At 53.9% G+C, this 26,977-nt stretch carries 29 protein-coding genes; 11 read left to right on the top strand and 18 right to left on the bottom strand.

Annotated elements, in window-relative coordinates:
* Nucleotides 1-16: 16 nt before the first annotated feature.
* The gene (locus GBK04_RS29250) at nucleotides 17-1,396 is read right to left on the bottom strand and encodes a hypothetical protein (protein WP_152766684.1); all 1,380 of its coding nucleotides are present in this window, start codon (nucleotides 1,394-1,396) and stop codon (nucleotides 17-19) included.
* A 295-nt stretch (nucleotides 1,397-1,691) separates the two neighbouring features.
* Between GBK04_RS29250 and GBK04_RS29245 the strand changes: the two genes are divergently transcribed.
* Nucleotides 1,692-2,069: a hypothetical protein gene (locus GBK04_RS29245; RefSeq protein WP_152766682.1), complete on the top strand. Its 378-nt coding sequence runs from the start codon at nucleotides 1,692-1,694 to the stop codon at nucleotides 2,067-2,069.
* Between the two features lie 171 nt (nucleotides 2,070-2,240).
* Here the strand turns inward: GBK04_RS29245 and GBK04_RS29240 are convergent, their stop codons facing one another.
* The 4 genes from GBK04_RS29240 to GBK04_RS29225 all read right to left on the bottom strand — a co-directional run bounded on the left by GBK04_RS29240 (nucleotide 2,241) and on the right by GBK04_RS29225 (nucleotide 4,631).
* Nucleotides 2,241-2,663, bottom strand: coding sequence for a hypothetical protein (locus GBK04_RS29240; protein WP_152766680.1), 423 nt, complete (start codon nucleotides 2,661-2,663; stop codon nucleotides 2,241-2,243).
* A gap of 291 nt (nucleotides 2,664-2,954) precedes the next feature.
* Nucleotides 2,955-3,749, bottom strand: coding sequence for a hypothetical protein (locus tag GBK04_RS29235; RefSeq protein WP_152766678.1), 795 nt, complete (start codon nucleotides 3,747-3,749; stop codon nucleotides 2,955-2,957).
* A complete protein-coding gene (locus GBK04_RS29230) occupies nucleotides 3,730-4,266 on the bottom strand; it encodes an RNA polymerase sigma factor (protein WP_152766676.1) in 537 nt (178 codons plus the stop codon). The genes GBK04_RS29235 and GBK04_RS29230 overlap by 20 nt, the downstream gene beginning before the upstream one ends.
* 56 nt (nucleotides 4,267-4,322) lie before the next feature.
* Entirely contained in the window at nucleotides 4,323-4,631 is a 309-nt protein-coding gene (locus tag GBK04_RS29225; RefSeq protein WP_152766674.1) for a hypothetical protein, read from the bottom strand.
* Between GBK04_RS29225 and GBK04_RS29220 the strand changes: the two genes are divergently transcribed.
* Together GBK04_RS29220 and GBK04_RS29215 are read left to right on the top strand one after the other, a co-directional pair.
* Nucleotides 4,617-5,483, top strand: a complete 867-nt coding sequence (locus GBK04_RS29220; RefSeq protein ID WP_152766673.1) for a hypothetical protein — start codon at nucleotides 4,617-4,619, stop codon at nucleotides 5,481-5,483. The genes GBK04_RS29225 and GBK04_RS29220 overlap by 15 nt on opposite strands.
* The gene (locus GBK04_RS29215) at nucleotides 5,405-6,496 is read left to right on the top strand and encodes a T9SS type A sorting domain-containing protein (protein ID WP_152766670.1); all 1,092 of its coding nucleotides are present in this window, start codon (nucleotides 5,405-5,407) and stop codon (nucleotides 6,494-6,496) included. The genes GBK04_RS29220 and GBK04_RS29215 overlap by 79 nt, the downstream gene beginning before the upstream one ends.
* 223 nt (nucleotides 6,497-6,719) lie before the next feature.
* On the opposite strand, the gene GBK04_RS29210 is transcribed toward GBK04_RS29215, so the two are convergent.
* Nucleotides 6,720-6,956, bottom strand: coding sequence for a hypothetical protein (locus GBK04_RS29210; protein WP_152766668.1), 237 nt, complete (start codon nucleotides 6,954-6,956; stop codon nucleotides 6,720-6,722).
* Nucleotides 6,957-7,295: 339 nt separating this feature from the next.
* Nucleotides 7,296-7,925, bottom strand: a complete 630-nt coding sequence (locus GBK04_RS29205) for a flavin reductase family protein (RefSeq protein WP_373331572.1) — start codon at nucleotides 7,923-7,925, stop codon at nucleotides 7,296-7,298.
* A 416-nt stretch (nucleotides 7,926-8,341) separates the two neighbouring features.
* Here GBK04_RS29205 and GBK04_RS29200 point away from each other — a divergent pair, with 416 nt between their 5' ends.
* Entirely contained in the window at nucleotides 8,342-8,578 is a 237-nt protein-coding gene (locus GBK04_RS29200; RefSeq protein WP_152766666.1) for a hypothetical protein, read from the top strand.
* Between the two features lie 257 nt (nucleotides 8,579-8,835).
* Here GBK04_RS29200 and GBK04_RS31435 read toward each other — a convergent pair whose 3' ends face one another.
* From GBK04_RS31435 to GBK04_RS29160, 6 genes are all read right to left on the bottom strand, one after another.
* On the bottom strand, nucleotides 8,836-10,962 hold the full coding sequence (locus tag GBK04_RS31435) for an HYR domain-containing protein (protein WP_373331571.1): 2,127 nt from the start codon (nucleotides 10,960-10,962) through the stop codon (nucleotides 8,836-8,838).
* The gene (locus tag GBK04_RS29175) at nucleotides 10,866-11,759 is read right to left on the bottom strand and encodes an RCC1 domain-containing protein (RefSeq protein ID WP_373331530.1); all 894 of its coding nucleotides are present in this window, start codon (nucleotides 11,757-11,759) and stop codon (nucleotides 10,866-10,868) included. Before GBK04_RS29175 ends, GBK04_RS31435 begins: the two co-directional genes overlap by 97 nt.
* Before the next feature lie 201 nt (nucleotides 11,760-11,960).
* Nucleotides 11,961-12,491 carry a hypothetical protein gene (locus tag GBK04_RS29170; protein ID WP_152764888.1) on the bottom strand — a complete coding sequence of 177 codons (531 nt, stop codon included), beginning with the start codon at nucleotides 12,489-12,491 and terminating at the stop codon, nucleotides 11,961-11,963.
* Nucleotides 12,439-12,963, bottom strand: a complete 525-nt coding sequence (locus GBK04_RS29165) for a hypothetical protein (protein WP_152766663.1) — start codon at nucleotides 12,961-12,963, stop codon at nucleotides 12,439-12,441. The genes GBK04_RS29170 and GBK04_RS29165 overlap by 53 nt, the downstream gene beginning before the upstream one ends.
* 258 nt (nucleotides 12,964-13,221) lie before the next feature.
* Nucleotides 13,222-13,371, bottom strand: coding sequence for a hypothetical protein (locus GBK04_RS31430; RefSeq protein ID WP_373331366.1), 150 nt, complete (start codon nucleotides 13,369-13,371; stop codon nucleotides 13,222-13,224).
* Nucleotides 13,372-13,513: 142 nt separating this feature from the next.
* Nucleotides 13,514-14,053 carry a plasmid pRiA4b ORF-3 family protein gene (locus tag GBK04_RS29160; RefSeq protein ID WP_152764891.1) on the bottom strand — a complete coding sequence of 180 codons (540 nt, stop codon included), beginning with the start codon at nucleotides 14,051-14,053 and terminating at the stop codon, nucleotides 13,514-13,516.
* A 295-nt stretch (nucleotides 14,054-14,348) separates the two neighbouring features.
* Here GBK04_RS29160 and GBK04_RS29150 point away from each other — a divergent pair, with 295 nt between their 5' ends.
* The 3 genes from GBK04_RS29150 (at nucleotide 14,349) to GBK04_RS29140 (ending at nucleotide 16,280) form a co-directional block, all read left to right on the top strand.
* Complete coding sequence (locus GBK04_RS29150; RefSeq protein WP_373331529.1) at nucleotides 14,349-14,939, top strand: nuclear transport factor 2 family protein; 591 nt, start codon at nucleotides 14,349-14,351, stop codon at nucleotides 14,937-14,939.
* A 57-nt stretch (nucleotides 14,940-14,996) separates the two neighbouring features.
* Nucleotides 14,997-15,419 (top strand): hypothetical protein, encoded by a 423-nt coding sequence (locus GBK04_RS29145; RefSeq protein ID WP_152766659.1) that lies wholly within the window; start codon nucleotides 14,997-14,999, stop codon nucleotides 15,417-15,419.
* 495 nt (nucleotides 15,420-15,914) lie between these two features.
* Nucleotides 15,915-16,280 carry a nuclear transport factor 2 family protein gene (locus tag GBK04_RS29140; protein WP_152766657.1) on the top strand — a complete coding sequence of 122 codons (366 nt, stop codon included), beginning with the start codon at nucleotides 15,915-15,917 and terminating at the stop codon, nucleotides 16,278-16,280.
* 383 nt (nucleotides 16,281-16,663) lie between these two features.
* Here GBK04_RS29140 and GBK04_RS31425 read toward each other — a convergent pair whose 3' ends face one another.
* Nucleotides 16,664-16,948, bottom strand: a complete 285-nt coding sequence (locus GBK04_RS31425) for a hypothetical protein (protein ID WP_373331528.1) — start codon at nucleotides 16,946-16,948, stop codon at nucleotides 16,664-16,666.
* Between the two features lie 284 nt (nucleotides 16,949-17,232).
* Between GBK04_RS31425 and GBK04_RS29135 the strand changes: the two genes are divergently transcribed.
* The 4 genes from GBK04_RS29135 to GBK04_RS31415 all read left to right on the top strand — a co-directional run bounded on the left by GBK04_RS29135 (nucleotide 17,233) and on the right by GBK04_RS31415 (nucleotide 23,694).
* Nucleotides 17,233-19,614: an ABC transporter permease gene (locus GBK04_RS29135; RefSeq protein WP_152766655.1), complete on the top strand. Its 2,382-nt coding sequence runs from the start codon at nucleotides 17,233-17,235 to the stop codon at nucleotides 19,612-19,614.
* Nucleotides 19,615-19,989: 375 nt separating this feature from the next.
* Entirely contained in the window at nucleotides 19,990-20,136 is a 147-nt protein-coding gene (locus tag GBK04_RS31420) for a hypothetical protein (RefSeq protein ID WP_373331527.1), read from the top strand.
* A gap of 223 nt (nucleotides 20,137-20,359) precedes the next feature.
* Nucleotides 20,360-22,693, top strand: coding sequence for an ABC transporter permease (locus GBK04_RS29130; RefSeq protein ID WP_152766653.1), 2,334 nt, complete (start codon nucleotides 20,360-20,362; stop codon nucleotides 22,691-22,693).
* A gap of 875 nt (nucleotides 22,694-23,568) precedes the next feature.
* On the top strand, nucleotides 23,569-23,694 hold the full coding sequence (locus GBK04_RS31415; RefSeq protein ID WP_373331526.1) for a site-specific integrase: 126 nt from the start codon (nucleotides 23,569-23,571) through the stop codon (nucleotides 23,692-23,694).
* 484 nt (nucleotides 23,695-24,178) lie between these two features.
* On the opposite strand, the gene GBK04_RS29120 is transcribed toward GBK04_RS31415, so the two are convergent.
* From GBK04_RS29120 to GBK04_RS29105, 4 genes are all read right to left on the bottom strand, one after another.
* Nucleotides 24,179-24,508 (bottom strand): cupin domain-containing protein, encoded by a 330-nt coding sequence (locus GBK04_RS29120; protein WP_152766651.1) that lies wholly within the window; start codon nucleotides 24,506-24,508, stop codon nucleotides 24,179-24,181.
* Complete coding sequence (locus tag GBK04_RS29115) at nucleotides 24,498-25,052, bottom strand: DUF1572 family protein (protein WP_152766649.1); 555 nt, start codon at nucleotides 25,050-25,052, stop codon at nucleotides 24,498-24,500. The genes GBK04_RS29120 and GBK04_RS29115 overlap by 11 nt, the downstream gene beginning before the upstream one ends.
* Before the next feature lie 194 nt (nucleotides 25,053-25,246).
* On the bottom strand, nucleotides 25,247-25,990 hold the full coding sequence (locus GBK04_RS29110; protein WP_152766648.1) for an SDR family oxidoreductase: 744 nt from the start codon (nucleotides 25,988-25,990) through the stop codon (nucleotides 25,247-25,249).
* The gene (locus GBK04_RS29105; RefSeq protein ID WP_373331525.1) at nucleotides 25,987-26,973 is read right to left on the bottom strand and encodes a ketopantoate reductase family protein; all 987 of its coding nucleotides are present in this window, start codon (nucleotides 26,971-26,973) and stop codon (nucleotides 25,987-25,989) included. Before GBK04_RS29105 ends, GBK04_RS29110 begins: the two co-directional genes overlap by 4 nt.
* Nucleotides 26,974-26,977 lie beyond the last annotated feature (4 nt).

The raw sequence follows: 26,977 nt of genomic DNA, 5'->3' as shown, positions 1-26,977 counted from the left end.
CTGGCAGGTAGTTTTTTTATTTGAGTTCAATCACTCGCCAGTAAGGAGGGCCTTCCTGATTCACTTTACCGGCTTCGTCCAGCACTTGCAGCGATACGCGGTATCTGCCAGCGGGGATGTCTACCGGAAAGCGCACGAAGGCCGACTCCCCAACCTGCGTCACGTGACGGAGTTCGGATTCGGCAAAATAAGTTTTGGTCGAATCCTGAAACCCAACCAGTTTCAGGCGGGTTCTGGGGGCCACGCTGTTGACGCTCACATAATTCTCCTGGTCCCTTGGAAAAAAGAGCGGCTCCTGGATGGAACACGACGACAGGTAGTCGCCCATATAATAGATTTCGTTCGCGGCGAGTGTGCCGGGCCTATTGTGAACCTGGTGGCAAAACTCGAATCGGGCGGTGGCATCGCTGATCCGCAGGACGTAATGTTCGTATTCCAGGGAAGCGGGGAGTTTGATTCGTGCCGTTTCGCCGTACTTGCTGGCATCCGCTACCGTTAGTTTTGTGACTTGTCCTAGGGAATCCGCCAGCTCTACTTTAAGATTATCTGCGGACAAATTCCCCCCTGTGAGCAGGAAGGTGCCTCCCGGCCGCACCCGGGACCCCTCGTAGTCCGGTTGCCAGTTGTTCACCCGGAGCCGGCCTGGTTTGAGGGTTACGAATTCGGGCGTGGTCAGTCCCTCGCCATTCTTCATGGTCAGCTCCACCTGGTAGCGACCGGGCGTCAGCTTTTCTTCCATGGATTGGATTTCGATGCCCAACTGATTGATACGGGCCGAGGCCCCCTGAAAGAAGAAGGAAGAACTTGGTCCGTTGGGACTGTCTGAGTCCTTTACGATGAAAACTTCCTTGTTATCGAGATTGGTGAATTTGGCCTGAGTCGGCAGGTCATTGCCGTGAAGATTCCGAAATGGCAAAAAGAAAAAATTGGGGCCGTACTCGGTCGGTTTTAACTGGTAATCACGGGGGTCGAAGTCGGCGGCGAGGGCAGTCGCATCGATGGTAAGCGGTCCCGCCGGAAGCAGCGTCACGGTGTATGTACTTTGCGGTGTACCGCTCGAAGCTGGGATGTTGGATGCAGCATTCTTATCGAACAATTCCAGCTTCCTGCACTCGGGGCAGTCTCCGTAAAACAGGCCCCGCCAGTTTACGGGTTTCAGCTCGGCTTGCCCACTCAATTCCACGTAAGGGATTATTTCGCCCGAGGGCAGATATTCGGGAGCCCTCACCGTAATCAATTTCTTCTCCTGGTCGATGGCCACGTCTTCCGCCGGAATCTCACGGAAATAAAGGGAGAGTATTTGCAGGTTCTGATCGGGATCGGGCGTTTTGGGCTGGCAAGCCACCACAAAGGCGATTAGTGCGGCCCAGGCAAGAGAATTGACGAAATATTTCATAGGCGCAAGCTCAGGTTACGGATTGGATTGGGGTCTATGGATGGCGCAAGCCCGGATTGATTCTGTCCGACGGAGAACCCCGCCTATCGGGCGATCTACCCGGGGGTGGCCGGCGTCAACCCGGTGAATCGTGAAATCGAAGCCACGAGCAAAATGGGTAAAAACTACGTCAAGATAAGGGAATTTTCATTGCATCCGGTTGGGGGGCGGTACATGGATATTACCTTTACAAAAGCTCCTGCACCATACAGCTCGTCTTACAGCGGAATATCTTTCAACCCGATATCGAACTGTCTTGAAAGCTCCCGTCGCATTTGTCCTGCTTTCCTCGCTGTTTGGTTGCGTAGGCGATAGAAAAAACCGCCAGCGGATTCTGGGCATATGGGAAGCTGTTGCCATGGGTAACGGTGAAAACATGCATCCGATTGATGTCCCTGCCGGCTATCGTCATTTTCTCCGAGGCAGCCTACCGGTAGAATACGGGTACGCCACTAAAAGAACTTTCACCAAGAAGTACTGGATGGATTCATTGTCACATAGCAGTACGACGGGTCAAGACCGCTTCCTGATAACTTTCGATTACAGATATCAATTTCATCAGGATGAGATGCGTTGGGGGGTAGTGAATGCGAATGCATTTTTTTACGCATCGATACACAATCGGACCGACTAAACCAAAAATAATCATGAAAGCGACATTTAACCTCGCCATCATGCTCCTGTTTTCTTTGAGCGCTGATGCACAACCGAGCCATGATAAGCCTACCGTTTTTTCAGCCTGGAAAGACTTCATGCCTCAGTGGGTGCAGGTTGTAACACGCAACCCTATAAGATTCCCAACTGTCTACCAGCAGTTGAAGCGTAGAAAAAGCTGTCCATTCAAAGGCTTCAACGACTCCCGGTTAATCCGGGAAACACGGGTGATGGGAACAATCACATTGAGACCGGCCTGGAAACGACCGGGATTGAAAAGGATCCCCGCCTTTACAGCAAAAAAGCGTGGGTTCACTGTTTCCGCCAATCCCGCTGATTCAGTCAAAGTGACGAGTGCCCCGGGAAGTATCCTACCTTCGCGGTTTTCGATCTCCTTCCTTACCAATGCATGTGAGAAAAAGCTGTATGATGCGCCCGCCCCCAAAGCAAAAAAACCCGTGACCTGGTAATGGCAGTACAGGCTGAAATTCAGGCCGGATGCCTTCATCAGCCTCAGGTTGTTGTAGGTCTTCAACGAGTCGCCACTCAGGGTGGAGTCAAGGGTATGTGCCACGATTCCACCATTACCGAAATAAGGCTGGTAAGGGGAAAAGGTGAATGATACCGAATGCCGCAGCCAGCTTTTCGAAACAAAAATGCCTGGGATGAGCAACAATGCGGGCCTATTGACGCTATCCTTTCGTGTAAAGAGATAGTCCGTATGCGTGAGTGGGCTGTTTATCCCCCACTCGGGCCCAAAATGTATTCCCCGGATTTGCCTGCGGGTAAGCGGGCTTTCCTGGTACGGGGGGGGCGGCGATCGCCGTCTCGGGTTGATAGGGCTTGATAGTCTTTGAGGCCGGCCTTAGGAAAGGAATGGTCGGAAGATCGGTCCTGGCACCCGGTCTCTTATCCGGATTGACAATAGCCAGTTTGTCGGCAAGCTCCTCAGCCCTTTCATTCTTACTTTCATGGGTGAGATCCCCCTGCTGTTTTCCCCATTGCCGGAAAGTGGCCTGTCATTTTGCAAATAATGATTTTTCAAAGCATTGACTGGCTTGATGCCTTTCCACCATGAGGCTGAATTCCGCGCGTCCTTGGCGTTTCGCCTGGGCTTGGCGGCCCTGTGTCCTTCTGGAACGGCAGATTCTGACGGCCGGGCCGATTCGGCTAGCCGTTGCAACCCTGCTTTTCGCGTTTGAGGGGTAGCATCAATGGCTGCGGATGCGATAGCCCCGTTTCGATGTCCCTGGAAAGGTTCCGGTCCGGTTGCTCCTATTGCTATTCCATTCGGTTTGCCCGGCTCAGGGGCATGAACCGTTCGACGTGCCCCTTTTTCATTTTTGGCCATGGCTGCGCCTGTTGTATCGGTGCCCCCGGGATTCTGACCTTCCTTGCCAGAGGAATGATGTGCGATTTTAATGAAAATGACCGTAGAAACGATTGTCACTGCACAGGTGGAGAGAAACGCCCACTTGTATTTCAATAGTTTTGCTGTAGTTCCGGGGCCCTTGACCGGGGTTAGGTCTGAACCCAGGATGCTGTCCATTCGTGCCCATGCCTCATCAGCCGGAATTTCAGGATCCGGCAGCCGGTCATGATGGTACTTGTTGATATTTTCGTTGGCCTTTTTCACCATTTTAACGGAGTGCCTTTTCAAGAATGGGTTTCAACCTGGTCCTGCTCTCACTCAGATGCCATTTGACCGTACCTTCACGGATGCCCAGCGCGTCTGAAATTTCCTTTACCGAAAAACCGTCCAGGTAGAACAGTCCGCATATCCTTCTCGTAGCGACGGGCAACTGCATGAGGTAAACCTGTATGTCGCCTGCCGTAAGGGCATCGAGGGGGTTTTCAGGCGACTCGAATCCCATTAGGTCGTCGATTTCCTCATACTCGAAACATTGCGTCTTGCGGTCACGCAGCAAGGTCAGCGCGGCGTTCCTCACGATCGTGTACATCCAGTTGAAAAATTCGCCCTTCTGCGGATCGTACTGGTTGACATGCTGGAATACCCTAAGCATACCGTTATTCAGGGCGGTCAGGGCATCGTGCTCTTGCCCGAAAAAATTCCTGCACAGAGAGAACAGCGCGGGGTAAAACCGCCGGTACAGCTTTTCCTGGCTCTGGCGGTTCCTACGCCGGCATCCGGCCAATATCGTGTCGAGGTTATCCAAATGACTGTGGTTACGAACCGGTTGCTTCTGACGGCCAATCGCCCTGACTGGGAGTCTTAGATGGATTTCGTTGTGAAGGTTACGCCGCTCCCATAGGGCCAGTTAAAAACATAACCCCGCCCGATCCGCTTAAAAGAACCCTTATAAACCGTCCCATTGAATTTGATGCTGATTTCGCCAGCAGCACCGTCATCTAACCTCCGGCCAACCACCCATACCCCCGTTGCCGGAGTTTTCCCCGGGAGGCATTCCCAGGGAAGATCGACACCGGTCACGATGCATTCGTACTGACGGCCAGCGGGGACGGGAGCTACGTCGTGGCGGGCTTCACTCGATCCACCGACGGCGACGTGAGTGGCAACCACGGCAACTCAGACTACTGGGTCGTCAAGCTCGACGCGGCGGGGGGCATCGTCTGGCAGAAGGCCCTGGGCGGTTCTGGGGTAGATGTGGCCACTGCCCTGACGGCCAGCCCCGACGGGGGCTACATTGTCGTGGGCTACACCCAATCCACCGACGGCGACGTGAGTGGAAACCACGGCAACTCAGACTACTGGGTCGTCAAGCTCGACGCGGCGGGGGGCATCGTCTGGCAGAAGGCCCTGGGCGGAACGGGTTATGACGAAGCCAAGGTCATCACGGCCAGTGGGGACGGGGGCTTCGTCGTGGCGGGATTCACGTACTCCACCGACGGCGACGTGAGTGGAAACCACGGTAACTCAGACTACTGGGTCGTCAAGCTCGACTCCTTGGGAAGCATCGTCTGGCAGAAGGCCCTGGGCGGAACGGGTTATGATATTGCCAATGCCCTCACGGCCAGCGATGACGGGGGCTTTGTCGTGGCGGGATTCACAGAATCAAACAACGGCGACGTGGCAGAAAACCAAGGCAATGCCGACTACTGGGTCGTCAGGCTCGACTCCTTGGGGGGCATCGTCTGGCAGAAGGCCCTGGGCGGAACGGATTATGATGATGCCTTTGCCATCACGGCCAGCGATGACGGGGGCTTTGTCGTGGCGGGATTCACAGAATCCAACGACGGCGACGTGAGTGGCAACCACGGCAATGCCGACTACTGGGTCGTCAGGCTGAGTGCCACCGCCCCCACCGTCTCGGACCTGTCTGCGCCGGCCAGAGCGTGCAGTTCACCGCCACGGTGGGCAATTTCACAGGCTCCTACGACTACACGCTCACCAACGGGGCGGGCAGCACCCTGACCGGCACCAGCTCGGTCACTGCCTTCACCCAGAGTCTTACGGCCAGCGGCACGGGCAGCCAGACCTACACGCTCAGGGTGACGACCGCCGACGGATCGGACAGCACCACCACCCAGCTGACGGTCAACGCCCCGCCCGACGCCAGCTTCACGGGCCTTTCCGGACCCTACTGCGCCAATGCGGCCGCTGTGACTTTGCTGCCCGCCACGCCGGGCGGCACCTTCAGTGGACCCGGCGTGGCGGGCAGCACCTTCACCCCCGCCGACGCCGGCAACGGCGGGATAATCACCTATATGGTCACCGTCAACGGATGCAGTAGCAGCAGCACTCAGAGCGTCACCGTGCGCCCGGCCATCACGCTGAACACCTCGCCCAACACTTCGGTCGTCTACGGCTACGGCAGCAACTGCACCACCCTGACGGCCAGCGCCAGCGGCGGCACAGGCGCCATCTGCCTGGCCTGGAGCAACGGGGCCAGCGGCACCAGCACCCAGGTCTGCCCCACCCAGACGACGACCTACACCGTGACGGCCACCGACGCGGCGGGCTGCTCGGCCCAGAAGCAGATCACCGTCACCGTCGACGACGTGCGCTGCGGCTACGGCGGGGTGAGAATGTGCCTGGGTGGCCGCGAGCAGTGCATCGCCCAGTACCTGGTGCCCACCTACCTGCGCTTCGGCTACACGCTGGGCGGGTGCCGCACCCAGGTGCCCGCCCGCATCGGCTACGAGGGGCAGTCGGGCGAACCGGTGCTGAGCCTGTCGGTGCGCGCCTACCCCAACCCCACCAGCGGCCGGTTGACCCTGCAGGTCAGCAGCCCGGTGGCCGGCCCGGCCCGGCTCGATGTGCTGGATCTGGTGGGCCGGCCGGTGCAGCAGCGCACCGAGCAGCTCAGTGAGGGCTTGAATGAGATCGAAATGGACCTGGGTGGCCAGGCAGCCGAGGGCGTCTACCTGATCCGCTGCCGTGATGCGCTCGGCGGCCAGGCCGTCGTGCGCGTGCAGAAGCAGTAGGGTTTTACTCCCCTGATGGCGAAAAGGGTTCCGGATGCACCGGAACCCTTTTGGCCTATTGAGCCGTGAACAAAGGTCATGGGTTACGGATTTCCCCTGTCTTTGAATTCCAGGAAATCCATTTTTGGCACAAAGAGGGGAGCCATGGGCTCCCCTCTTTGTCGATTACTAAATCAAGTAATCACATTCTTTCGAATCCAGGCTATCCGATCATAGGGTAAGCCTACTCCACTTTCAGGCGTGGGCAGCGTTTCAGCACCTGATCGAGGTCCAGCTTCCGCTTTTTCTCGCTATCGTAGTACCAGGTGCGCACCACCTGGCCGTCTGTCCCATAAAAAGAGAGGACCCACACGTTGGGTTTGGCCGGGTAGGGCGGACTGAGTCTGATGGTGGCAAGTTCGGCCTCTTCAACCGTCAGGTTGTGCAGTCCGATACTGAATTTACTTTTCAACAGGGCCATGGCTATATCTTCACGTAGAGGGTGGTAGTGTGCTTGTATAAATAAGACGGTGAGCTACCCGAAACGCACTAGCCGTAATCGTTAGAGGGCGCACGGGCACCGACGAAAGGCGTCCGGGCATCGATCAACGGCGTGATGTAAGAGCAGGCCCGGAAGAACTTCTGTGGGGACAAAGAGCCCGGATTAGGTTTCGAATAAGCTCCACAGACCAGGAATCGAAGTGTCCATGGTTTAGAAAATCGAACTAAGTCCCCCCTTCCCCGATAAGCCCAATGTCAAGGCTTATCATAGGGCATAAATCTACATGACTCCCTTCGGAAGGCTACGCATAACTGGGGATTAGGGTCTATTTTGGTCCATTTTATAGAGTCCTTCTGGAATTTCGGCCATCCTAGAAGGGTGTATTTGATCTCCCAGCCCGTAAAAATGTTGGAAACTCATGATCAATGGCCTCCATTTGTTTGGGTCGATCCTGTTGGATTGCCCGTCTTGAAGGATTTCGCTATGCAACCTTACATTAACAATTTCCAGTTCGATATTGACAATTCGACCCTTTATCACCTCGTCGTCCTCACCAACAGGATGGATTTTCCGTACTAGGGCTTTAAGGCATACCGGGCATTCCCGGACACCGGGGGTTGATACAACTTCTGAAACAACCGGTGATACCCCGGCAATTTCAAACTTGTTTGGTACGTAGGTGTATCCTCTTCTAATTTTTCCTGCCGGAACTATCTCCGACCCAGTGGTCAAAGCCAATTTGTCAACCGCGTTCACCTGGTCGACGGAGGGAAGATTTAATACACATTCTTTTGTTCTGATTAGATTGTCCGTTGTTTTCGACCCTCTCCCAAGCCCTATGACACATCGCCAACCGAGCCAAAAGATGGAAGACATAGGGGCCAGATTGATTGTACCATTTTCGTTTGTGGTACTTATGAGAACAACGGGTGTGCCAAAATAGAGCATGGCGGGTTTGCAAGTCTTGTGCATGGCTTCTTTTGATTATCCAGTAAACTTTGTTCACCGAAAGTACCCCCGGACAGTGGTAGGCACAATCCGATTCTTGCTATTAACGGGTCCATTAAAAAGTGGGATGGTCCGCCGTTACGGGAATTGTAACTACATTTGCAGCGGTCGGATTGGTCGAAAGATTGGTTTGACTAGGCCCGGAGAAGCATTCCCGCTCTGACTCCGGGCTTTTTTTGGAAAAAAGAAGGGGGCAACTTCCAAAAATCCAAAACCGATCTATGATCGTACTTTATTCAGTAAGCCTGTGTCGGCCCTGAATGGGGTATTCAGGCTGTGGGAAAGGAAGGATAGCGCCATTTTCCGACCTTCCCAGGTATACGAGCCTACATCCACCACCCTTGAAATCCCCTGCCATGACCCTATTGAAAAGCATGTACAAGGGCGGAATCGCCAATCTGGCGGTCGAACCCTCGAACGTGTCAAAAGTCAAGCTCAACTCGCCCTTTGACCAAAAGCCCAACCTGTGGGTACTGTGTTTCTACGGTGAAAACGACCAGTTGGTCCGCACCTGGTACTATGACTCGGAGAAAAAGCGCCAGAAGGATCTCGACCAGGTGCTGAAACAATGCCCGCACCTGAAAGTGGCTTAATCTACATAGCCCACTCCACTAGCCAAACGGCCCGCTCCATGCATGGAGCGGGCCGTTTGGCTGAGTAGGGCAACAGACTGCTGAATATTTCTGGTACGCAGTCTCCTGCGGAAGACTACGCACAACGGGGGGACCTCGAGCAGGTGCTCACGCAATGCCCGAAGCTCGAATTGGTGTAGGGTTCGCCCATCCAACTAACGGCCCGCTACAACATTGTAGCGGGCCGTTTCCTTAATAGCTCTGAAACAAGCTCATACTTACTGCTTATTAACCCGCACGACAGCCTGGTGGCCCAAGACGTCAATGGCCCGAATCAGGTAATTGCCCGTGGGTTGGGCTGTTAGTTCGAAGCGTACCTCATTGAATCCCTCAACAAGCTCTCGCTGATGTTGCTTTACCACTCGCCCCTGAGCATTGACCACCTCAAACTTGACCAGCTCCGCCACAGGACTCTGTACTTCAACAGTCACATAGCCGCTGGTCGGGTTGGGATAAGCTTTCAACGAAAGGGCCAGTGGTTTAGCGGTAAGTGTTTCCTCGTAGCCCATGCGTGCGGGGGTATTGCTATTGCAGCCGCCGAGCGTGTAGCCCAAGCGCAGGTAGGTGGGTACCAGGTATTGGGCAATACACTGCTCGCGTCCGCCCAGGCAGACCTTAACGCCACCGTAGCCGCAGCGCACGTCGTCGACCGTGACGGTGATTTGCTTCTGGACCGAGCAGCCTGCCGCGTCGGTCGCTGTCACGGTGTAGGTCGTCGTCTGGGTGGGGCATACCTGCTGGTTAGCTTTGGAGCCGATGGAGGAGTTGCCCTGCCGCCATGCGTAGGTGAACGAGCCCGTTCCGCCGGTGGCACTGGCCGTCAGGGTAGTGCAGTTGCTGCCATTGGTGTAGCCAAACTGCACCGACGTATTGCCGCTTATTTGCACGGTAATGGCGTCGGGCTGGGTGATGGTGATAGTTCCCGAAGTGGCCATGCGGCCGTTGGCATCCGTGGCCGTCACGGTGTAGGTACCGGCCGAAAGCCCGGTGAAGCTACCGGTGGCGTTGGTGGCCGAGCCGGGACTGAGGGCGTAGCTATAAGGGCTCGTGCCGCCCGAGGCGGCAACGGTCAAGCTGCCGGTGCTACCCCCGAAACATGCTACGTTGGTTTGGACGGTGGTGGTGACGGTCAATACCGTCACGGTAAAGGAGCATTGGGTCGAATTACCCGTCGCATCGGTAACCTGGTAGGTGACCGTCGTGGTGCCGATGGGGAAGGTACTTCCGCTGGCTGGTCCCGCAATCCGGGACGTGGTGGGACCAGGGCAGTTGTCGGTGCCGGTGGGTGCGGTGTAGGTAACCGCCACGCCGCTGGCACTGGTGGCCGTCGCGTTGATATTGGCCGGACAGGTGATGACCGGGGGCTGGTTGTCGTTGACCGTGACGGTGAAGCTGCACTGGGAGCTGCCCGAGGCGTTGGTGGCCGTGGCCATCACGGTGGTGGTGCCCACGGGGAAGAAGCTGCCCGGGGGCGTTGAGTAGGTGATGGTCGAAGCCGGGATGCCCGCCGTCTCGGTGGCGGCGAAGTTCACCACGGCCCCGCACTGGCCCGGGTCGTTGCCGACGGTGATGTTGGCCGGGCAGCTGATCTGCGGCGCCACGCCCGTCACCGTCACCGTGAAGGAGCACCGCCGGTTGTTGCCCGCCGCATCCCGCACCCGGTGGGTGACCGTGGTGGTGCCGATGGGGAAGGTGCTGCCGCTGGCCGGCCCCTCGATGCGGGTCGTGACTGCACCGGGGCAGTTGTCGGTGCCAACCGGTGCTGTATAGGTGACCACTGCGCCATTGGCGCTGGTGGCCGTCGCGTTGATGTCGGCCGGGCAGCTGATGGCCGGCCTCTCCGTGTCGTTGACCGTCACGGTGAAAGTACACTCCGAGCTGCCTGAGGCGTTGGTGGCCGTGGCCTTCACGGTGGTGGTGCCCACGGGGAAGAAGCTGCCCGGGGGGATGGAGTAGGTGATAGTCGAAGCGGGGACGCCCGCCGTCTCGGTGGCGGTGAAGCTGACCACGGCTCCGCACTGCCCAGTTTGGTTGTCGACGGTGATGTTGGCCGGGCAGCTGATCTGCGGGGCTACGCCGCAGGCACCGAACGGCACGGCTACGGGGCTGTTCTTATCGGTAGTGGTGCCGTCTCCCAGCTGACCATTGCCATTGTATCCGGTGGTCCACACGGTGCCGTCCTCTTTGAGGAACAGGGAATGATACGCCCCGGCCGCCACCGCCCTGACGCCCGTGAGCCCGGGCACGGCTACGGGGCTGTTCTTATCGGTAGTGGTGCCGTCTCCCAGCTGACCATTGCCATTGAATCCGGTGGCCCACACGGTGCCGTCCTCTTTGAGGAACAGGGAATGATACCCCCGGCCGCCACCGCCCTGACGCCCGTGAGCCCGGGCACCTGCACGGGGCTGTTTTTATCGGTAGTGGTGCCGTCCCCCAGCTGACCATAGACATTGATTCCGGTGGCCCACACGGTGCCGTCCTCTTTGAGGAACAGGGAATGATACCCCCCGGCCGCCACCGCCCTGACGCCCGTGAGCCCGGGCACGGCTACGGGGCTGTTTTTATCGGTAGTGGTGCCGTCTCCCAGCTGACCATTGCCATTGAATCCGGTGGCCCACACGGTGCCGTCCTCTTTGAGGAACAGGGAATGATTCTGCCCGGCCGCCACCGCCCTGACGCCCGTGAGCCCGGGCACGGCTACGGGGCTGTTTTTATCGGTAGTGGTGCCGTCTCCCAGCTGACCATAGCCATTGAATCCGGTGGCCCACACGGTGCCGTCCTCTTTGAGGAACAGGGAATGATACCCCCCGGCCGCCACCGCCCTGACGCCCGTGAGCCCGGGCACGGCTACGGGGCTGTTTTTATCGGTAGTGGTGCCGTCTCCCAGCTGACCATTGCCATTGAATCCGGTGGCTGACGGGCGGGTGGGGTCGGTGCAATCGAAGCCCAGGAAGAAGGAATTAAAGCTACCCGCGCTGATGGCCTTGTCCTGGGCCAGCAGGGGCCGCCGGCCAGCAGGCTGGCCAGGAGCAGGGACAGTATTCGGAATTGGGTAAAGCGTTTTTTCATAAAGAATGCGTGGAAGAAAGGTTGGGTGGAAGAAAAATTTAAATGAAAAAGGATTCGGGAATTTCCCACTCAAAAGTATGCATTTTAATCTGACATAGTTGATTAGTTTTTAGGCATTTATCAAAAAAATATAGTTTCAATCAGGCGTCTCAGAAGTGATGATTTTTGTCACCCCCACCATCCATCCTTCTCATAAAACGGCTTTTCGTAGTACTCTTTCAAGGCCTGCATCATGTCGGCGCGTAGCTTGAGAGCATCAAAAAGTGTGGGAGATTCATGCCGCTTCCTGGATGGCCATAGGTTCGCTTACGGATTTGATTGGCCTGAAATCGGGATACCTCTTTCGAAAGACCTCCTCCCACTCATTGTTCAAAACCTTGGTCCTGACCTGAAGCAGTAGGTGTGCACCCTTTCTGGTCCACTGCATGGATTGTTTTTTAGAAAGCCGTTTGGCAATCACATAATTGACCGTGGACTCCACAAAACCCGTTGAAACAACTTCACCGTAGTGGTAGCGTTCGGCGTAGTTGACGATAAAGCTCTGGTTGTTGGCGATGTATTTCTCAAAATCGGCAACGTATGTTTGAAAGGGCCTAATCTTGTCGTATTTTTTTTTCTGCGCCTTGTCTTCCAGGTGATCAGTAAGGTATAAGTCAAGGTCATCACAGTGCTCAATGGCCCTTACAGCATTACCGTGCCACAAATTCCATTTGATCCGGGTCAACAAAAGTTGAGAGGCTCTCCCCCTATTTTCATCCACTTTGATCAATCCCAATGCACACTGGTGCAGGACTGTCAGTTTCATGGTGATGTGAAACCGCACCGGCGGCCCGGCAATCCAGGATGTGGGTGGATTCCGCATTAAGGTAGGTTTGCAGATTCCGTAAGTTATCATCCCCATCCGAAAAGAATTCAATCTGTTGGTGGGGCTGCATCCCCTGTGACGTCAGATGGTTATAAAATCTTCGCTTGGACTTCAGGTCATAAGATCCGACGAACGCGAAGCATTTGGCCGGTTTCTCAGCGGGGAGAGACTTGCCTACTATTACTTCAAACACACTCTTTTTGTCATTCCAGTCCCTGACATAGCCGCCGTCAATACCCACAACCATGGTTCTTTCCGGCCTTGGCAGCGCCTGCCGCTGGTTTATGCTGCCGCAATCGTACATCCACTGCTCTTCCCCAACTTCTTGCTCCTGGGCCAGGGCCAACCCGTACAGGTGGTTCTGGATCGTTGTGGCGTTAATCGTTTCCGCAACCGGCAGGACCTCTTTCAACAAGTTCGCCGTCTTCTCAAAAGGGATCAAACACGCCCATTTGGTTTCAAGAAACAAGAGCTCAGGGGTGGTATGGTTCGGGAGCAATTCATTCAACGGACTGAACGTCTTTTTGTCTTCGCCATAATACCTGGGACTCTCAAAGGCGATATCGCCGAATAGGGTCTTGAGCTTGACCGTATAGTTCCCATTTTTCCGAAGCCCTTGCAGGCCCTTGCTTTTGATAAAAGCGCCCAGTTGCTTTTCGACGATGGACTGCTACATGTTCTTCAATAGCTGCTTTGATTCGCCAATGGTCATCCCGATGCTTTCAAAAGTATCGAAGGACTTATCAAAGGTGAAAATTTCGTCGGTGCAAGCGGTTTCGTTTTCCCCGGCCTCACACACCAGTTGGAGTTTGAATTTCATGATCATCAAGGTTATCAGGAAATGTAATCTTTGACTTTACGCACCGTATTGATGAAGGTATCACAATTTTTGGCCTGGTCGGCCACGCCGTTTTACGCCCACTGATACCTAAACGTAGATATTGATACAGAAAGTGGACCTCTCAGTCGTCGAAATATTCATCGTATCCACCCAGTGTTATCCAAAATTTATCGTCACCCTTTTTTTGATACAGTTTTGCCAAAGCCCTGTTCATTTTCTTCTTATCGAACACTTCGCTTCGATGCTTTAGATACCACCAGGGCGCGTTATCCAGTTCGAGGTCTGGAACCTCCCCCCTGTCAATGCTCTCCATTACATTCGATAACGTTTCCTGGATCCAGCTGAACTGGCCGATCAAAGCATCCTGGTAGGCGTAGGGGCCACCGACGTCTTCCGGAGGGCAGGCCCTCCGCCCAGCTGTGCAAATTGGGTGGTGGTACCCTGGCCTGGCGTTCTCAACCTTCTCCACCCGAACCTCGTGTTGCCAGTAATCGCCGAAATCATACACATAGGAGAATTTATCGCCAGCCCTCAGACCTAAATCTTTAATAAAAATCTCACTGGGGTCATCACGATAATAGGTGCCTCCTTCATAGGCAATTCCATAATCCAATCCCCAGATATGAAAAACGTGTAAATGCTGATTTTCCCAGCCCATCATCAACGGTCCGCCATCGCGGTTGTATTAAATGATGCAGCTCAGCTAGGTGGGTATTGCCGACAATGATAAAGCGCCGGTAGATCATCGGCGATATATTCAGGATGTGTACCTTAAAATGATATATGGCAGTTCGAGGATCAACGGCAACTGGCTGGATGACATCTTTTGCTTGCATGACAAGGTGGGGCCGCAAGGGTTTAAATCCTTATCAAGTTACCAAAGAATCAATTGCCCCACACTTTTTGATGCACTCGTAATCACCTGCGGTCGGGTGGCGGTCCGGTGCCGTACAGGAATGTTCAGAATCGAACATTATAAGATCATTTTTTTTCTGATAAAGTTCTGTAAATCAATGGGTGCTGCCAGCTGGCACTCATTGTATAAGTACTCAATAGCATACGCTACTTTTCCAACCCCAATTGCAATGAAAAAACTATTAACCACCACCCTTCTTTTGACTGTACTTTCCACTGGCTTCGCCCAGGACGTCTCGGAGGAATTGACAGCCGTGCGCCAGGCCTGCTGCGACTACATCGATGCCTTCTACCGGGCGGACACCACCCTGGCTTACCGCAGCATCCACCCCAGCCTCCAGAAGCGCGGCTTCTCGTACAGTGCCAGGGACAACACTTACTCCAGACAGCTGGAGATGCCCTTTCCGGCGCTGGTTGGCCTGGCCAGGGTATGGAACAAGGACGGCAAGCGCACCAACGAAGCGTCGCCGCGGGAGGTGGAGGTGTTCGAGGTGGCCGACAAGACGGCATCGGCACGGGTAAAGGCCGTCTGGGGCATCGACTACATCCACCTGAAGAAGGAGGACGGCCGCTGGTACATCGTCAATGTGTTGTGGCAGTCGTCCCCCAAGTCCGCCCACCGGTCGCAGTAGGCGGTGCGTTTTTTTTGAGCATCTCATCCATTACACAATAGTAAATTCAGAAAAGCCATGAAAAAAAATGTTCACAATCTCCTGACCGCTGCCGCATTCGGCCTGCTCGTAAGCCTTTCGCCCATTGTCCGCGCCAGCGGCCATCAGCCGGATCCAGCCACTCTCCAGCCCACGAAGGCCTCCTTCAGGATAGGCATGTACCGCGTGAAGAACTCGCTGACGATGAACCTGCTGATTGAGAAAAGACTGGGGGATCAGTTGGTGGTTATGCTGTTAGACGAGCGGGGCCGAGAGCTGCACCGGGAGTCGCTGGGCCGCAGGCAGCAGAAGTACGCCCGGCTACTGAACTTCGCCGAAACCGTGGACGGTACCTACACCGTGGTGGTGAGGAACGGAGCCGAGGAAATCACCAGACAGATCCGCCTTTCCACGCAGACGCTTTACGAAATGCCCAAGCGCCTGCTAATTGCCAAAGACTGAGGAGGCTGTGGATATCCAAAATCAGTCGGTTGTATTTTTTCAGGAATGCCCGCTAAGCTTGTTGGGGGCCGACTGCTGGCGCCAACCAGTGATTTGGTGGATTCCCGGCCGACAAATACATGGACCGGGGATATCTGGTAGCAGGCAATAGCCCCGTCGGCTTATCTGGCTCTAAACCGTACAGTATCGATACTGCGGCCCCGACCCGAAAGGCCGGATGTTGCCGCACAGCATCTGGAAACAGGATGGTGCCAGTACAGGGCAGTCGCCTCCTGGCAATTATTTCGTTGGCGCCAGCTCGCAGTCGTAAAGGGCGCGGCAAAAGGCTCGTCGCCCGAAGCGGAGAAATGCGCGCCTGGCAGAGCTGTAAGTTTGCCGTTTGCTGTGAACCATAGGCTCCTGTTTTGATGGAAACATCGGAAGCCTTTCCTATTTTAGCGTTCCATTTACATGCTTCCTCTCACCATGGGGAGCAGCGGGTTATGCTGAGGTCTTATGAATGATGCCATCACGGAAGCGGAAGAGCAACTGGTGAACGCCATGAAAAATGGTGACTGCCGGCGCCTGGACCGCATGTTGCACGACAAGCTGCTGTTCACCGACCACAACGGGCAGGTGGTCGACAAGGCCACCGACATGCAGATGCACCGTTCGGGGAAGCTGGCCATTGACCGCATGGATACGGGCGAGCGGCTGGTTGTGAGCCTGGGCAGCGTGTCGATCGTTTCGGTCAGGGCGCAGGTGGGGGGCCGCTACGATGGCATCCCATTCGGCGGTGACTTTCGCTATACGCGTGTTTGGAAGATGATGGACGGCAGGCTGCAGGTGATCGCGGGAAGTTGTGTTGCCATGGCCCAATGACATCCCCGCTAGAAACCGGGGGTGGGTAGCCGGCGTTGGGAGTCTTTCCCGAATCCGGTGGCGGCAGCCCGGTGCAAGGTCGGGTGGCAACACTCCGGCCCTTTTGCCGGTACGGGCAGGGCCCAAAAGGCCCTACGTGGCCGGGCCAGCAGGCAGGGCTCGTGCCCCTACCCCGGAATGCGGCCTTCGCAGCCTGGACCAGGGTCCGGTCAGCAGGTTCAGGAAGATCCTGAACCCCTAGACGCCCTGCCCTGAAAAATCTGCTCCTTGGCTACGCGTTCAGTGGATTGCTGAGTAAGGGGTCATTTCAGGAATGGACAATGGACGAAACCGATCCCAGCGACTCGTCACGGTTCTTATAAACGTAAGGGGCGGAGGGGCGACTACCGAACGGGGGCCGGCTTGTCATTCTTGCCACCTTCTACGAAGTTAATTTCACCTTGCTGGTGCGCAAACCAACCGCTGGTACTTTCACATGCGTCAGGCCAGGATTGGCTTCCGTTTCCGGTTGGGCACGCGAAATCCCTCAAACAGACCGCCCCATCCAGGGCATGACCCACGACGGTGCCAGGGAAGGCGATGATGCCGGCATGCAATAATCCGCTTATCGGTATCAAGGTGGAGGTACCTGGGCGGAAGAACTCGCCCGGCTGGTGTCTGGTGTCCACCGGCGGACAAAAATGTCCGGTAACGGACACCGTTGACTTATCTTTTTATACAAAACAGGCTGATAATCAATTCACAGCCATTTCTGGCACAAGGTTGGTGATCAAAACGTATGGCAAAGAATCCAATGGTCATCAAGTTGGCCAAAGCCAGCATCTTGTGGTGAAATCCAGTCGCAAAGCACTTGATCAACCATCGGGGAGAAATCCTGCCCAGGAGGCTGGGTGGAGTCAATTACCGGGATTCAGGCCTACCACCACTACCATTCAAACCCACTCATTCGCCCATGCTCAGGAATTTTATCAAGACCGCCCTCCGCAACCTGGCCAAGAACAGGTTCTTCACCCTATTGAACGTCATTGGCCTGGCATTGGGTATGTCGGTCAGTCTGCTGTTCGTCGCGCTGCTGGTTTTCCTTTCCCGCTACGACGATTTCCATCCCCACACAGACCGGATCCACCGGGTGACGACGCAGGTGCACGACCGTGAGGAAAACCCACACTACGCGTCCGCTCCGGTGGGCTTGGCCCAAAAGCTCAGGGATGACATTGCGGGCGTGGAAAAAGTGGTCCGTATCCAGGGTTCCCTGGGAGGGGATGCCGTTTACGGGGAAAAGAAGATTCCCCTGTATGGGTATTTCGCCGATCCCGAGTTCCTGGAAGTCTTTAACTTCCCTTTATTGGAGGGTAACAGAACAACCGCGCTTTCTAAACCGAACAGCCTTGTCATCACGGAAAGCGAGGCCACTAAGATATTCGGCAGAAATGGTGCCATGGGCGAAATCATCCACCTGGAAGGGGAGGGGGATTTCATGATCAGCGGCATTCTCAAAGACGTACCGGAAAACTCGCACATGCAGTTTGGCGCCATCGCCTCGTACGCCACCCTGGCGTCCCATACCCGGGCTGCTTCCCTGCCTGGGGAAGGGGGATGGAAATCGTTTTCGAATTCCTATGTCTACATGCTTCTTTCCCAAGGCACTGACCCCGCCAGCATCCAGCGTTCCCTGGACGAAGTGGCGGAACAGAAATACGGGAAAGAGAAGAACAAGGCCTCTTTCAAGCTCCAGGCCCTGGACGATATTGTGCCCGGTCCCGAGCTGTATGACCAGATCGGACCCAATTGGGGGTACCTGGGGCTTTTCCTGGTGGGCCTGATGACCCTGATCGTCCTGGTGCCGGCCTGTTCCAATTACGTCAGCCTGTCCATTTCACAATCCCTCGAGCGCATGAAGGAGATCGGGGTGAGGAAGGTGATGGGCGGCCAAAAGAAGCAGATCATCCTGCAATTCATCGTGGAGTCGACCCTGATCGTTTTGCTCGCCCTTGTGCTGTCCTATCCCGTCTTCGAGTTGGTACGGGTGGATCTGTTGCATCAGATGGTGGAAACCTCCCCCATGGATCTGACCCCTACCTTGGCCACCTTCGCGGGCTTCCTCCTGTTCGCCCTCCTGGTGGGGGTGGCCGCAGGGGTAGTCCCGGCGGTTTACTTCTCCAGGATCTCGCCCATCGGTGCATTGAAAGGCAAAGAGCTGAAGACAAGCCGCCGCTCGTACTTCCGCAAGATCGTCCTGGCCACCCAGTTCATGCTTTCGCTGGGCTTCATCATGGCCGTGGTCATCATGATGCGGCAATACCAGTACTCAGTGAGCTACGACCTGGGGTTCGAACAGCAGAACGTCCTCGATGTGGAGCTGCAGAATGTCGATCCCCAGATATTTAAGAACGAGTACGGGAAACTTTCCTCCGTGCAGCGCATATCTGCCTCGTCGCATATTCTGGGTGTGGGCTCCGCTCCGGAACACTTCATCAAAATTTCCCATCAGGTGGACTCGGTGGAGACGTCCTCCATGTCGGTGGACGAGGCTTTCATTCCAAACATGGGGCTGGAGCTGCTGGCGGGGAGGAATTTCACGGCCAACGCCCCGGAGAATACGCGGCTCATTGTGGTAAATGAAGAGTTTGCCAAAAAGCTGGAATTGAAAAATCCATGGGCCGCCACGGGCAGGTCGTTCGTCCTGCCGGACGGACGGGAGGTACAAATCGCCGGCATCCTGAAAAATTTCCACTACTCCGATCTCAAGGAAGCCATTGGGCCTTTCTATCTTGAATATAATCCCGGTAGTTTCAGGTATGCCAATCTTAAAATGGAAACCAGGGATGTAGTCGGCGGGCTCACGGCGATGGAGAGGCTCTGGAAGAAGGTCGGCGGTCAGGGCCGGTTCACCGCCCGGCTGCTCTCCGAGGAGGTCAGGGATGCTTACAGTTTCTACATCGTAATTATGAAGCTATGGAGTTTCCTGGGCCTGCTGGCGATCACCGTGGCCTGCCTGGGCTTGTTGGGCATGGTTACCTTCACCACCAAAAGACGCCTTAAAGAGATCAGCATCCGAAAAGTAATGGGGGCGACCTCCGAAAGCCTTGTCCTGCTGTTATCAAAAGATTTCGTGATTCTGATGGTTGTCGCCAGCGTGATCACTATCCCCGTGGTTTACTTCCTGTTCAACCACTTGTTGGGCAACACCCAGCATTACAGTATGGAGATTGGACTGCTGGAAGTAGCCGTAAGTCTGGCAATCATGATGGGTTTGGGCCTTACGACCATTTTGTCGCAAACCCTGAAAGCGGCCAATGCCAATCCGGTGGAGAACCTGAATGTATCCTCCTAGTGATCCAGGATGCTTGGCCCGGTTGACAATTACGCAGTTCTTGTGATTGAAGGATACGGCGATCATAGTTGCAAGCCCACCATGGCTTACGTGAAAAAACGCCGTTTGAAAATTTCGGATCAGCTCCCCGACCCGCGCAGCGTCCACTGCGGTCCGCCCTTTGCTTGAGGAATGCGTACGGGTGCCCTAGCTCATGCCAATGCCTGACCCCTTCGGCACGCCTGCCGATGTCCACCGGCGGACAGGTATGTCCGGTAACGGACAATAATATCTTACATTTGCTTTATAATGCACTGGATATCAGGACGCAATGCCTCTTGGCATGGAATTGATGGGTGAGGAGCGTCAGGCACTTTTCATCATCAGCCCAAAGCCTTGCCCGTGTATCGGAATTATCTCATGATTGCCCGGCGGAACCTGATCCTCAACATCCTGGGGCTTTGGGTCGGGATGGCCTGCTGCCGGCTCCTGTGGCTGGACATGCAATGCGGGCTGTCGTACCGCAGACACCCACCGAATTGAAAGCAGGTGCCGTAGTCCCATGTGTGGGTAGGACATTCATGTACCCGACTGTGTCGGATCGATCCATCAGGTGTACCGGAATCGGACAGGTTTTGATAGACATCTGTGTAAGATATTGACAATTGATTGGTTGCATTTTGACGTCAACGTTACCCATAGAATCGAGAGGGATCCCCCGGTGGTACTTGGCCTATTTTTCATTAAAAAATCAACACTTGGAGTCATGGTAAAGAACAACCTGAAAATCGCCATACGGATACTCTGGCAAAACAAACTTTTCTCATTGGTCAATATTCTGAGCCTGTCACTGAGTATGGCGGTGGGGGTCATTCTTTTCACGGGCCTGAAATCCACTTACGATACTGACCATTTCCATCCCGAATTGAATCAACTCGTGCGGATACTCACGCAGGAAACCATCGAGGGGGAACAAACCCAATGGGCAACCGCTCCATTACCATTGGCGTCCCAATTGGAAAGCGCCTCGTTTGTTGAAAAGACGGTGAAAGTGCGGCTGGCCGGAAAACATAACCTGCAAACCGGCAAAGGTAATGTGGCTGTTGACATAAAATTCTCGGAGCCTGCTTTCTTTGATGTCTTTGGCTTTAGGTTGTTATCCGGTGATGCACAAAGCCTTACCAATAACCCCACTTCCCTGTTCTTAACCGAAAGAACAGCGGAAAAGATATTTGGCAACACCAATGCCTTGGGACAGACGGTCCAGTTTGAGAACCTGGGTTCCTATACCGTGGGAGGCATAATCCAGGACCCGCCTTTGGAAACCCACCTGCCCATCGAGGCGATGCTTTCAATCGGTTCTGCTGAAATGCTTGAAAAAAAAGGAGCAATCAGCCCCATATCACAAGATTGGGGGGACTTCAGGAGTGCAGCCATTTACGCCCGTTTGAAATCAGGAGACAATCTGGCACAGCTCAATGCAACGCTCCAGAACTATACCCGGAAAGTGGATCAGGGCAATCTCCAATTTCGGGCACAACCCCTGGAAGATATCACCCCTGGAAAAATCGCTATCAAAAATACCCCCAATGCGGGCGTTAGTTGGGAAGACGTAAAAACCCAGCTGGTCATCATTCTATCTCTAACCCTCCTGGCCGCTTTCAATTATATCAGTCTGGCTTTGGCGCGTGCTTTCTCCCGGGCGCAGGAAGTAGGTGTCCGCAAAACGATAGGCGCAACAAGAGGACAAATTGTGGGTCAATTCCTACTGGAATCGACCCTGGTCGCCCTGGTTGCTATGTCGTTCACCGTACCCTGTGTCACGGTGTTGGCCCACTACATACCCGATATGGATGATGTGACATTTTCCTGGGACATAACCCTGGTTTTGTGCCTGTCAGCCTACGCAGCGATCACCGGCCTGGTCGCAGGGGCATTTCCGGCCTGGCTGTTGTCAGCCTTTCAGCCCCTACAGGTTTTGCGAAAATTGAAGAATGTAAAGCTGTTCCGGGGTGTCGCTGTTTACAAAGCCTTGATTGTCGTACAGTTTTCCGTGACCATCCTGTTTATGATATTGGTTGTCCTGGTGGCCGATTATGATATAAAAAACAATGCCATCATCCGCTCAGCCGTGCCATCCCATGTTCTGGCCCTGGATTTGAAAGGTGAAAAATATCAAAACCTGCAAAACGAGATAGACCAGCTGAGTCAGGTAGAAACGACTTTGGCCACCAACTGGTACTTTGAGCCCATTAAAATGGGTAAGGATTCTGTAACGCTAAAGGGTAAAACCCTGGAAATGAATTACGTCGGTATTGATCCACGAACCATTGAAACCGAAGGCATCCGCTTGATCGCCGGGCAGAATTTCCCTGAAAACATGCCCCAGCGTACGGAGCAGTATGTGTTGGTGAATGAAGCTGCCGCAAAATTACTGGCATCCCGATCGGAGGCCCTGGTGGGGCAAAACCTCTTGCTGGACTCTGCCTCTGTGCAAGTCATTGGCATCATGCCCAACGAGATTATCGGCCAAACAATCCCTTTGATTTACCGGTATTTGCCCAATGAAATAGCCACCCTGACCATCAAGCTAAGACCCAATACCGAAATGGAAGCGACCAAGGCCGTTCAGTCGGTATGGAAAGACCATTTTCCGGAGAAAACAGCAAATCTTTATAACTTTAAAGACTACCATTATTCAGGAGAAATCAGTGGAGAAATGGAGATTTTTGGGGGAGCTGCCCTGATTGTGATGATCATCGCTGCTCTGGGCATTTTAGGCATAGCCAGTTACTGCGTAGAAACGCGCACCAAAGAACTGGGTATACGGAAAGTACTGGGGGCGACCAGCACAGAATTGGTGTGGACCGTTACCAGAAGTTTCGGCCTTCTTATCCTGATTGCCGGTCTCATTGGCGTTCCGGCAGGCTTGTTTGGGGGTGATTTGCTGAGGCAGGAAATGGGCAGTCCTCTTGATTTGGGTCTTGTAAACATAAGCGTGGGCTTTGGCTCGGTTGCCCTCGTCGGGCTTCTGGCTGTCCTGTCCCAAACCATTCGGGCTGGGCAAATTGAACCTGTGAAAGTCTTAAAGGCAGAGTGAAGGGGTAAAACAGTCATCGGCGGCTTTTGTCGGAGGTGGGGCCAACAGTTCTATTCCGCGACACCAGGGCGACCAGGCGTCGGCCGGCCACAGGTTGCGAGAAGAAGGGCAAAGGTTGCTAACAAGAAGGGCAAAGGTGGCTAACAAAATGTATCCATAAGGGTGGGGTGGGGTGTGAGTAATAGGTTTTTTAAACTTCGTTCTACGTTTGGTTTCCTGGCACAGGAAGCGGCTTGGGTAACGCCCCACTTCGGAAAGCCAAGCGTTAGCGGTCATGCCGTAAGACACGCCCCTTCCAACCACACGACCGTGGACAGGTTTTGCACTACAGGCCTTATTCGAACGGCACGTCGAAATACCGTCCGCAAGTCGGTTTCGCTTTACAGTCCTGGTTTCATCGCCGCGCTATATCGTACGGCCTGCTGGGCAGGGTGCGGTGCATAGCCGCCGTGTTCTACGGGCCGTCGGGTCCGTTGACATTGGCACTCCGCTTACCTCATAAAGCAGAAACGCTGCTACCCATTGTTGGGAAATCAAGGGGCTGCTACATTTAAATGGTCGTCCCGAGAATTGCGCGTTTACGCTCAATTCAAAGATTCCCTTCATTTGTATGATCCTCAGGGGCAATAGCAGGCGGACTGAGATGGTAAGTTGAAGTGTAAGTGAATATTCTTTTATGTCCAATAAGCTTTAAGCCCCGGCCGCATTGGCCGGGGCTTATATGAAAACAACCTTCGATTACTCTTTGCTAACTTTGACTATAGCCTGCTTTCCCAGCGCATCCCGGGTTAGCATGTGGCCCACATCACCAAGGCGTATCTGGGGCCGGGTATTCGGCCCACTCGCTGCGGGCTTCTTTTGTTACCATTGCTAAATTGAACGGGGCCGACGACTCGCTGATCATGCAGCAGGCCAGGCCCCGAACCCGCACGATGATCGACCGCTACACCCGCATGCAGCAGGTCGTCCGACACAACGCCGCCATGAAGCTGGGCCTGTGAGACAAACTTTTTTGCAGACTAAAAGTGAGCCGTTTTTAATAGGTGAATTGTTGATAAGTGAACAAAGTTGTAAACTTTGAGTCGTCCGCAGGCTGTGACCCTGATGGGGTCAAATGCTTATAGATAACCAAGCACTACATACACGCAACCCCGCCGGGGTCGAAAAGGACGGATTGCGCTGAGTTTACAATTTAATTCACCTATCAATAACATGTAAAGAAAGCCACCTCCTTCTAATGAAAGAATGAGACGAGCAGTTTCGTGTCTTTCCTGAACTCCGGGGTGGCTAACACATTTGGGGTGGTCCCGCGACGGCGTACCGTGCCGTTGCCGTATATCCGCCACGCACTTTGACTAACTAATTATAAGACAAATGATTATATATATATGCTTTTAACATTCCTTTGGGATGCAGGCAGAAAGTAATGAGCTGGCTGTATGCGCAGATGAAAAAAGACTGGAAGGCTAAGCTCGGGTGATATGGCTATTTTTGTCCAATAAAAAAGACCCAGCAAATAAAATCATCAGAGAAATCTATAAATCTGTGCTCGGCGAATTTTGGGACATAAAGAAAATCGCCCGGCTTGAAGCTGGTGGTTAAATTCTGTAATGTGAATTTTCCTTCACCAGAAATAACCATATAGAATTCATCACGGTCGTGCGGTGATTGTTTGTCGGTTAAATGCGGCTTATATATTTCTACTGAAAGCATGCTGTTTCCGAAAAGGATAACAAATTCTTTCCCTGATTCTTTTAACTGGGCGATTGCTTTTTCCTGCTCTATTTTATTGATGAAGTTATTTTCAAAGGTCATCCGTAAAATGTCGTCTTGATTTTTCCTGAATGAATTTCCGCGTATTGTAATCGCCCGATTTGTTCCTGGGAATTGAAAGGCTTTCCCAATTTTCATTAGCGGCCATTTTCGCAATGTAAACGAGCTGCCCGATGTGATAAGGGTAATGGGCAAGCTGCCGGTTGACCGCCTCCATTACCGTGTGGCCGTCATTCCGGATGTATACTATCGTTTCCAGTTGATCGTCGCGAAGGTTTCGCAAGGTGGTTAGCAATTGGGCCCAGCCTTTTCCCCAGTGCGATAGGATTTCTTCACGGCTAGAAAAAGGGTCCTCAAATTCCGCATCGCGGTTTCGCCAGGGTTTTTCACCGTCGGTCGTTAAAAAGTCAGTAAAACGCGAGAGCATATTTCCGACAATGTGGTTGACGATCACTGCTATACTATTGCTCTCGGCGTTGTATTGCCAGAAAAGCGCCTCGTCGGGCAAGTGCGCCATCGCCTTTTCACCGAGCATTTTATAATACTCAAACTGTTTGATCGAGCTGGCTAAGTAACTTGTATTCATGATTTCAATATTCCAATTTGCCGGATTGATTATTCCAATGCGCCGCAAATCCAGCAATTGATTTGAACGCCATCAACATGAGTAGCACATATAAAGAGGTGGGAATTTTGGCATAATGCTGTATTACCAAGACTACCAATGCAAATAGAAGTACGCTGATCTGCTACTTTAGGCTTAGGGCCAATGATCATTTCTTATCTGCCGCCGGTCACGTCTATAAAAATGCCGGTCGAAAAGGATGACTTTTCTGTTGAAAGCCAAAGGATTGCCTCCGCTACTTCTGATGCCCGCCCGCCGCGTTTCAGAGGGATACTTTCCTTGATCCTATCGACCCGCCCCGGCTCACCCCCAGCCGCGTGAATGTCGGTGTAAATGAATGCGGGCCGCACCGCATTGACGCGGATACCTTCTTCGGCTACCTCTTTCGAAAGCCCGAGGGTGAATGCATCGATGGCGCCTTTGGAAGCGGCATAATCAATGTATTCATTCGGCGCGCCGGTCCTGGAAGCTATTGAAGACACATTGACGATCGTACCACCCTGCCCGCCCCTCTTGACTGACATTCTTTTGATTGCTTCCCGGGCGCAGAGAAACTGCCCGGTGATGTTGGCCGTGAAAATCCGGTTGAGTCGGGCCAAGTCCATGTCTTCCAGCCGCATCTGACGTTCCAGTATGCCCGCGTTGTTGACCAGCGCATGAAGGCTGCCGAAAAGCCGGTCGGTTTCGCCGAAAAGCCGGAGAACATCTTCTTCTTTCGAAATATCAGCTTGAATGGCAGCGGCCTTCCCGCCTTTTTCAACAATATCCGAAACCACTTGTTCGGCCGCCGCCTGGTTCTGATGATAGTTAACGACCACTGCAAAACCGTTTTCAGAGGCCAGATTGGCCGTCGCTGCGCCTATTCCCCGGCTTCCGCCTGTTATGAGCATTGTCTTCATTGCATTGCTATTTGTTCAGGTTTTGATGTTTTTAAATGGTTTTTGAAGTTGACCTCGGCTTTAAGCCGGGTCAGTTCGCCGAGTAGCATTGTTGCCTCTATGTCATGCACTAATCCCAGCTCCCCGGCCATTCCCGCTAATTCGAAATTAAGCGTGTCAATTTCCGTTCGCCTGCCTGCGCGGATATCCTGCAAGGTGGAAATAAGTTGACCATCCGATGCGCGGCTGATTTGCAACACACCTTCTTCTAGATCATTTGAAGTGAGCAGTATACCTTCCGCATTTGCAATACCAGCACATTCGGCAATCACGCGCCTGGCAATTTGCATGGCCGGTCCACTTCTGTGAAATATGCCATTGTCCGTTTCCAACAGCGGACAAACCGAATTAAAAACACAATTAACGATGGCCTTTTTCCAGATCGTATGCTGGATATGCGCCTTGCTTTCAAATACCAGGTGCGGGGTAGTCAGCTGCCTGACAATGTGCTGCAAACGATCGGTATTCCCACGCTCGATACCGACGGGACAAGGCGCAACGGGCTTGAAACGGACCGTGGTCTCGTCGATGACCTGGCTTGTTACAAATAATACGCAGCGATATATTTCCGGAAAGCTTTGTGCCGAAAAAGGTCGCTCCACGCCCAATCCGTTTTGCAGCAAAACAATCGGCGAGCTGCCGGTTTTGTTTTTTAATGCAACCGCCAGCTGCTCATTTCCAAATGATTTGTTGGCAAGGACGATAATGCCGTTAAGCGTAGGTATCGCATTTAAGGTTGAAATCGTGACCTCGGCCTCGTGTAAGGTACCCTCCGGCATTTGCACGCGGATAGGTTCAACCTTTGGGCTGCCGTCGTTCAAACTGCCCCGGATGAGCGTCGCTTTTCGTCCCGAGAGTCTGAGAAAAACCACCAGCGCCTTCCCGATCGCGCCGGACCCGATGATGTAGGTATGATCTGATTTTAAGTGCATGATATGATTCAAACTG

It is taken from the genome of Salmonirosea aquatica (assembly GCF_009296315.1).
Classification (GTDB): domain Bacteria; phylum Bacteroidota; class Bacteroidia; order Cytophagales; family Spirosomataceae; genus Salmonirosea; species Salmonirosea aquatica.
This window is presented reverse-complemented; position numbering and strand designations above follow the sequence as displayed.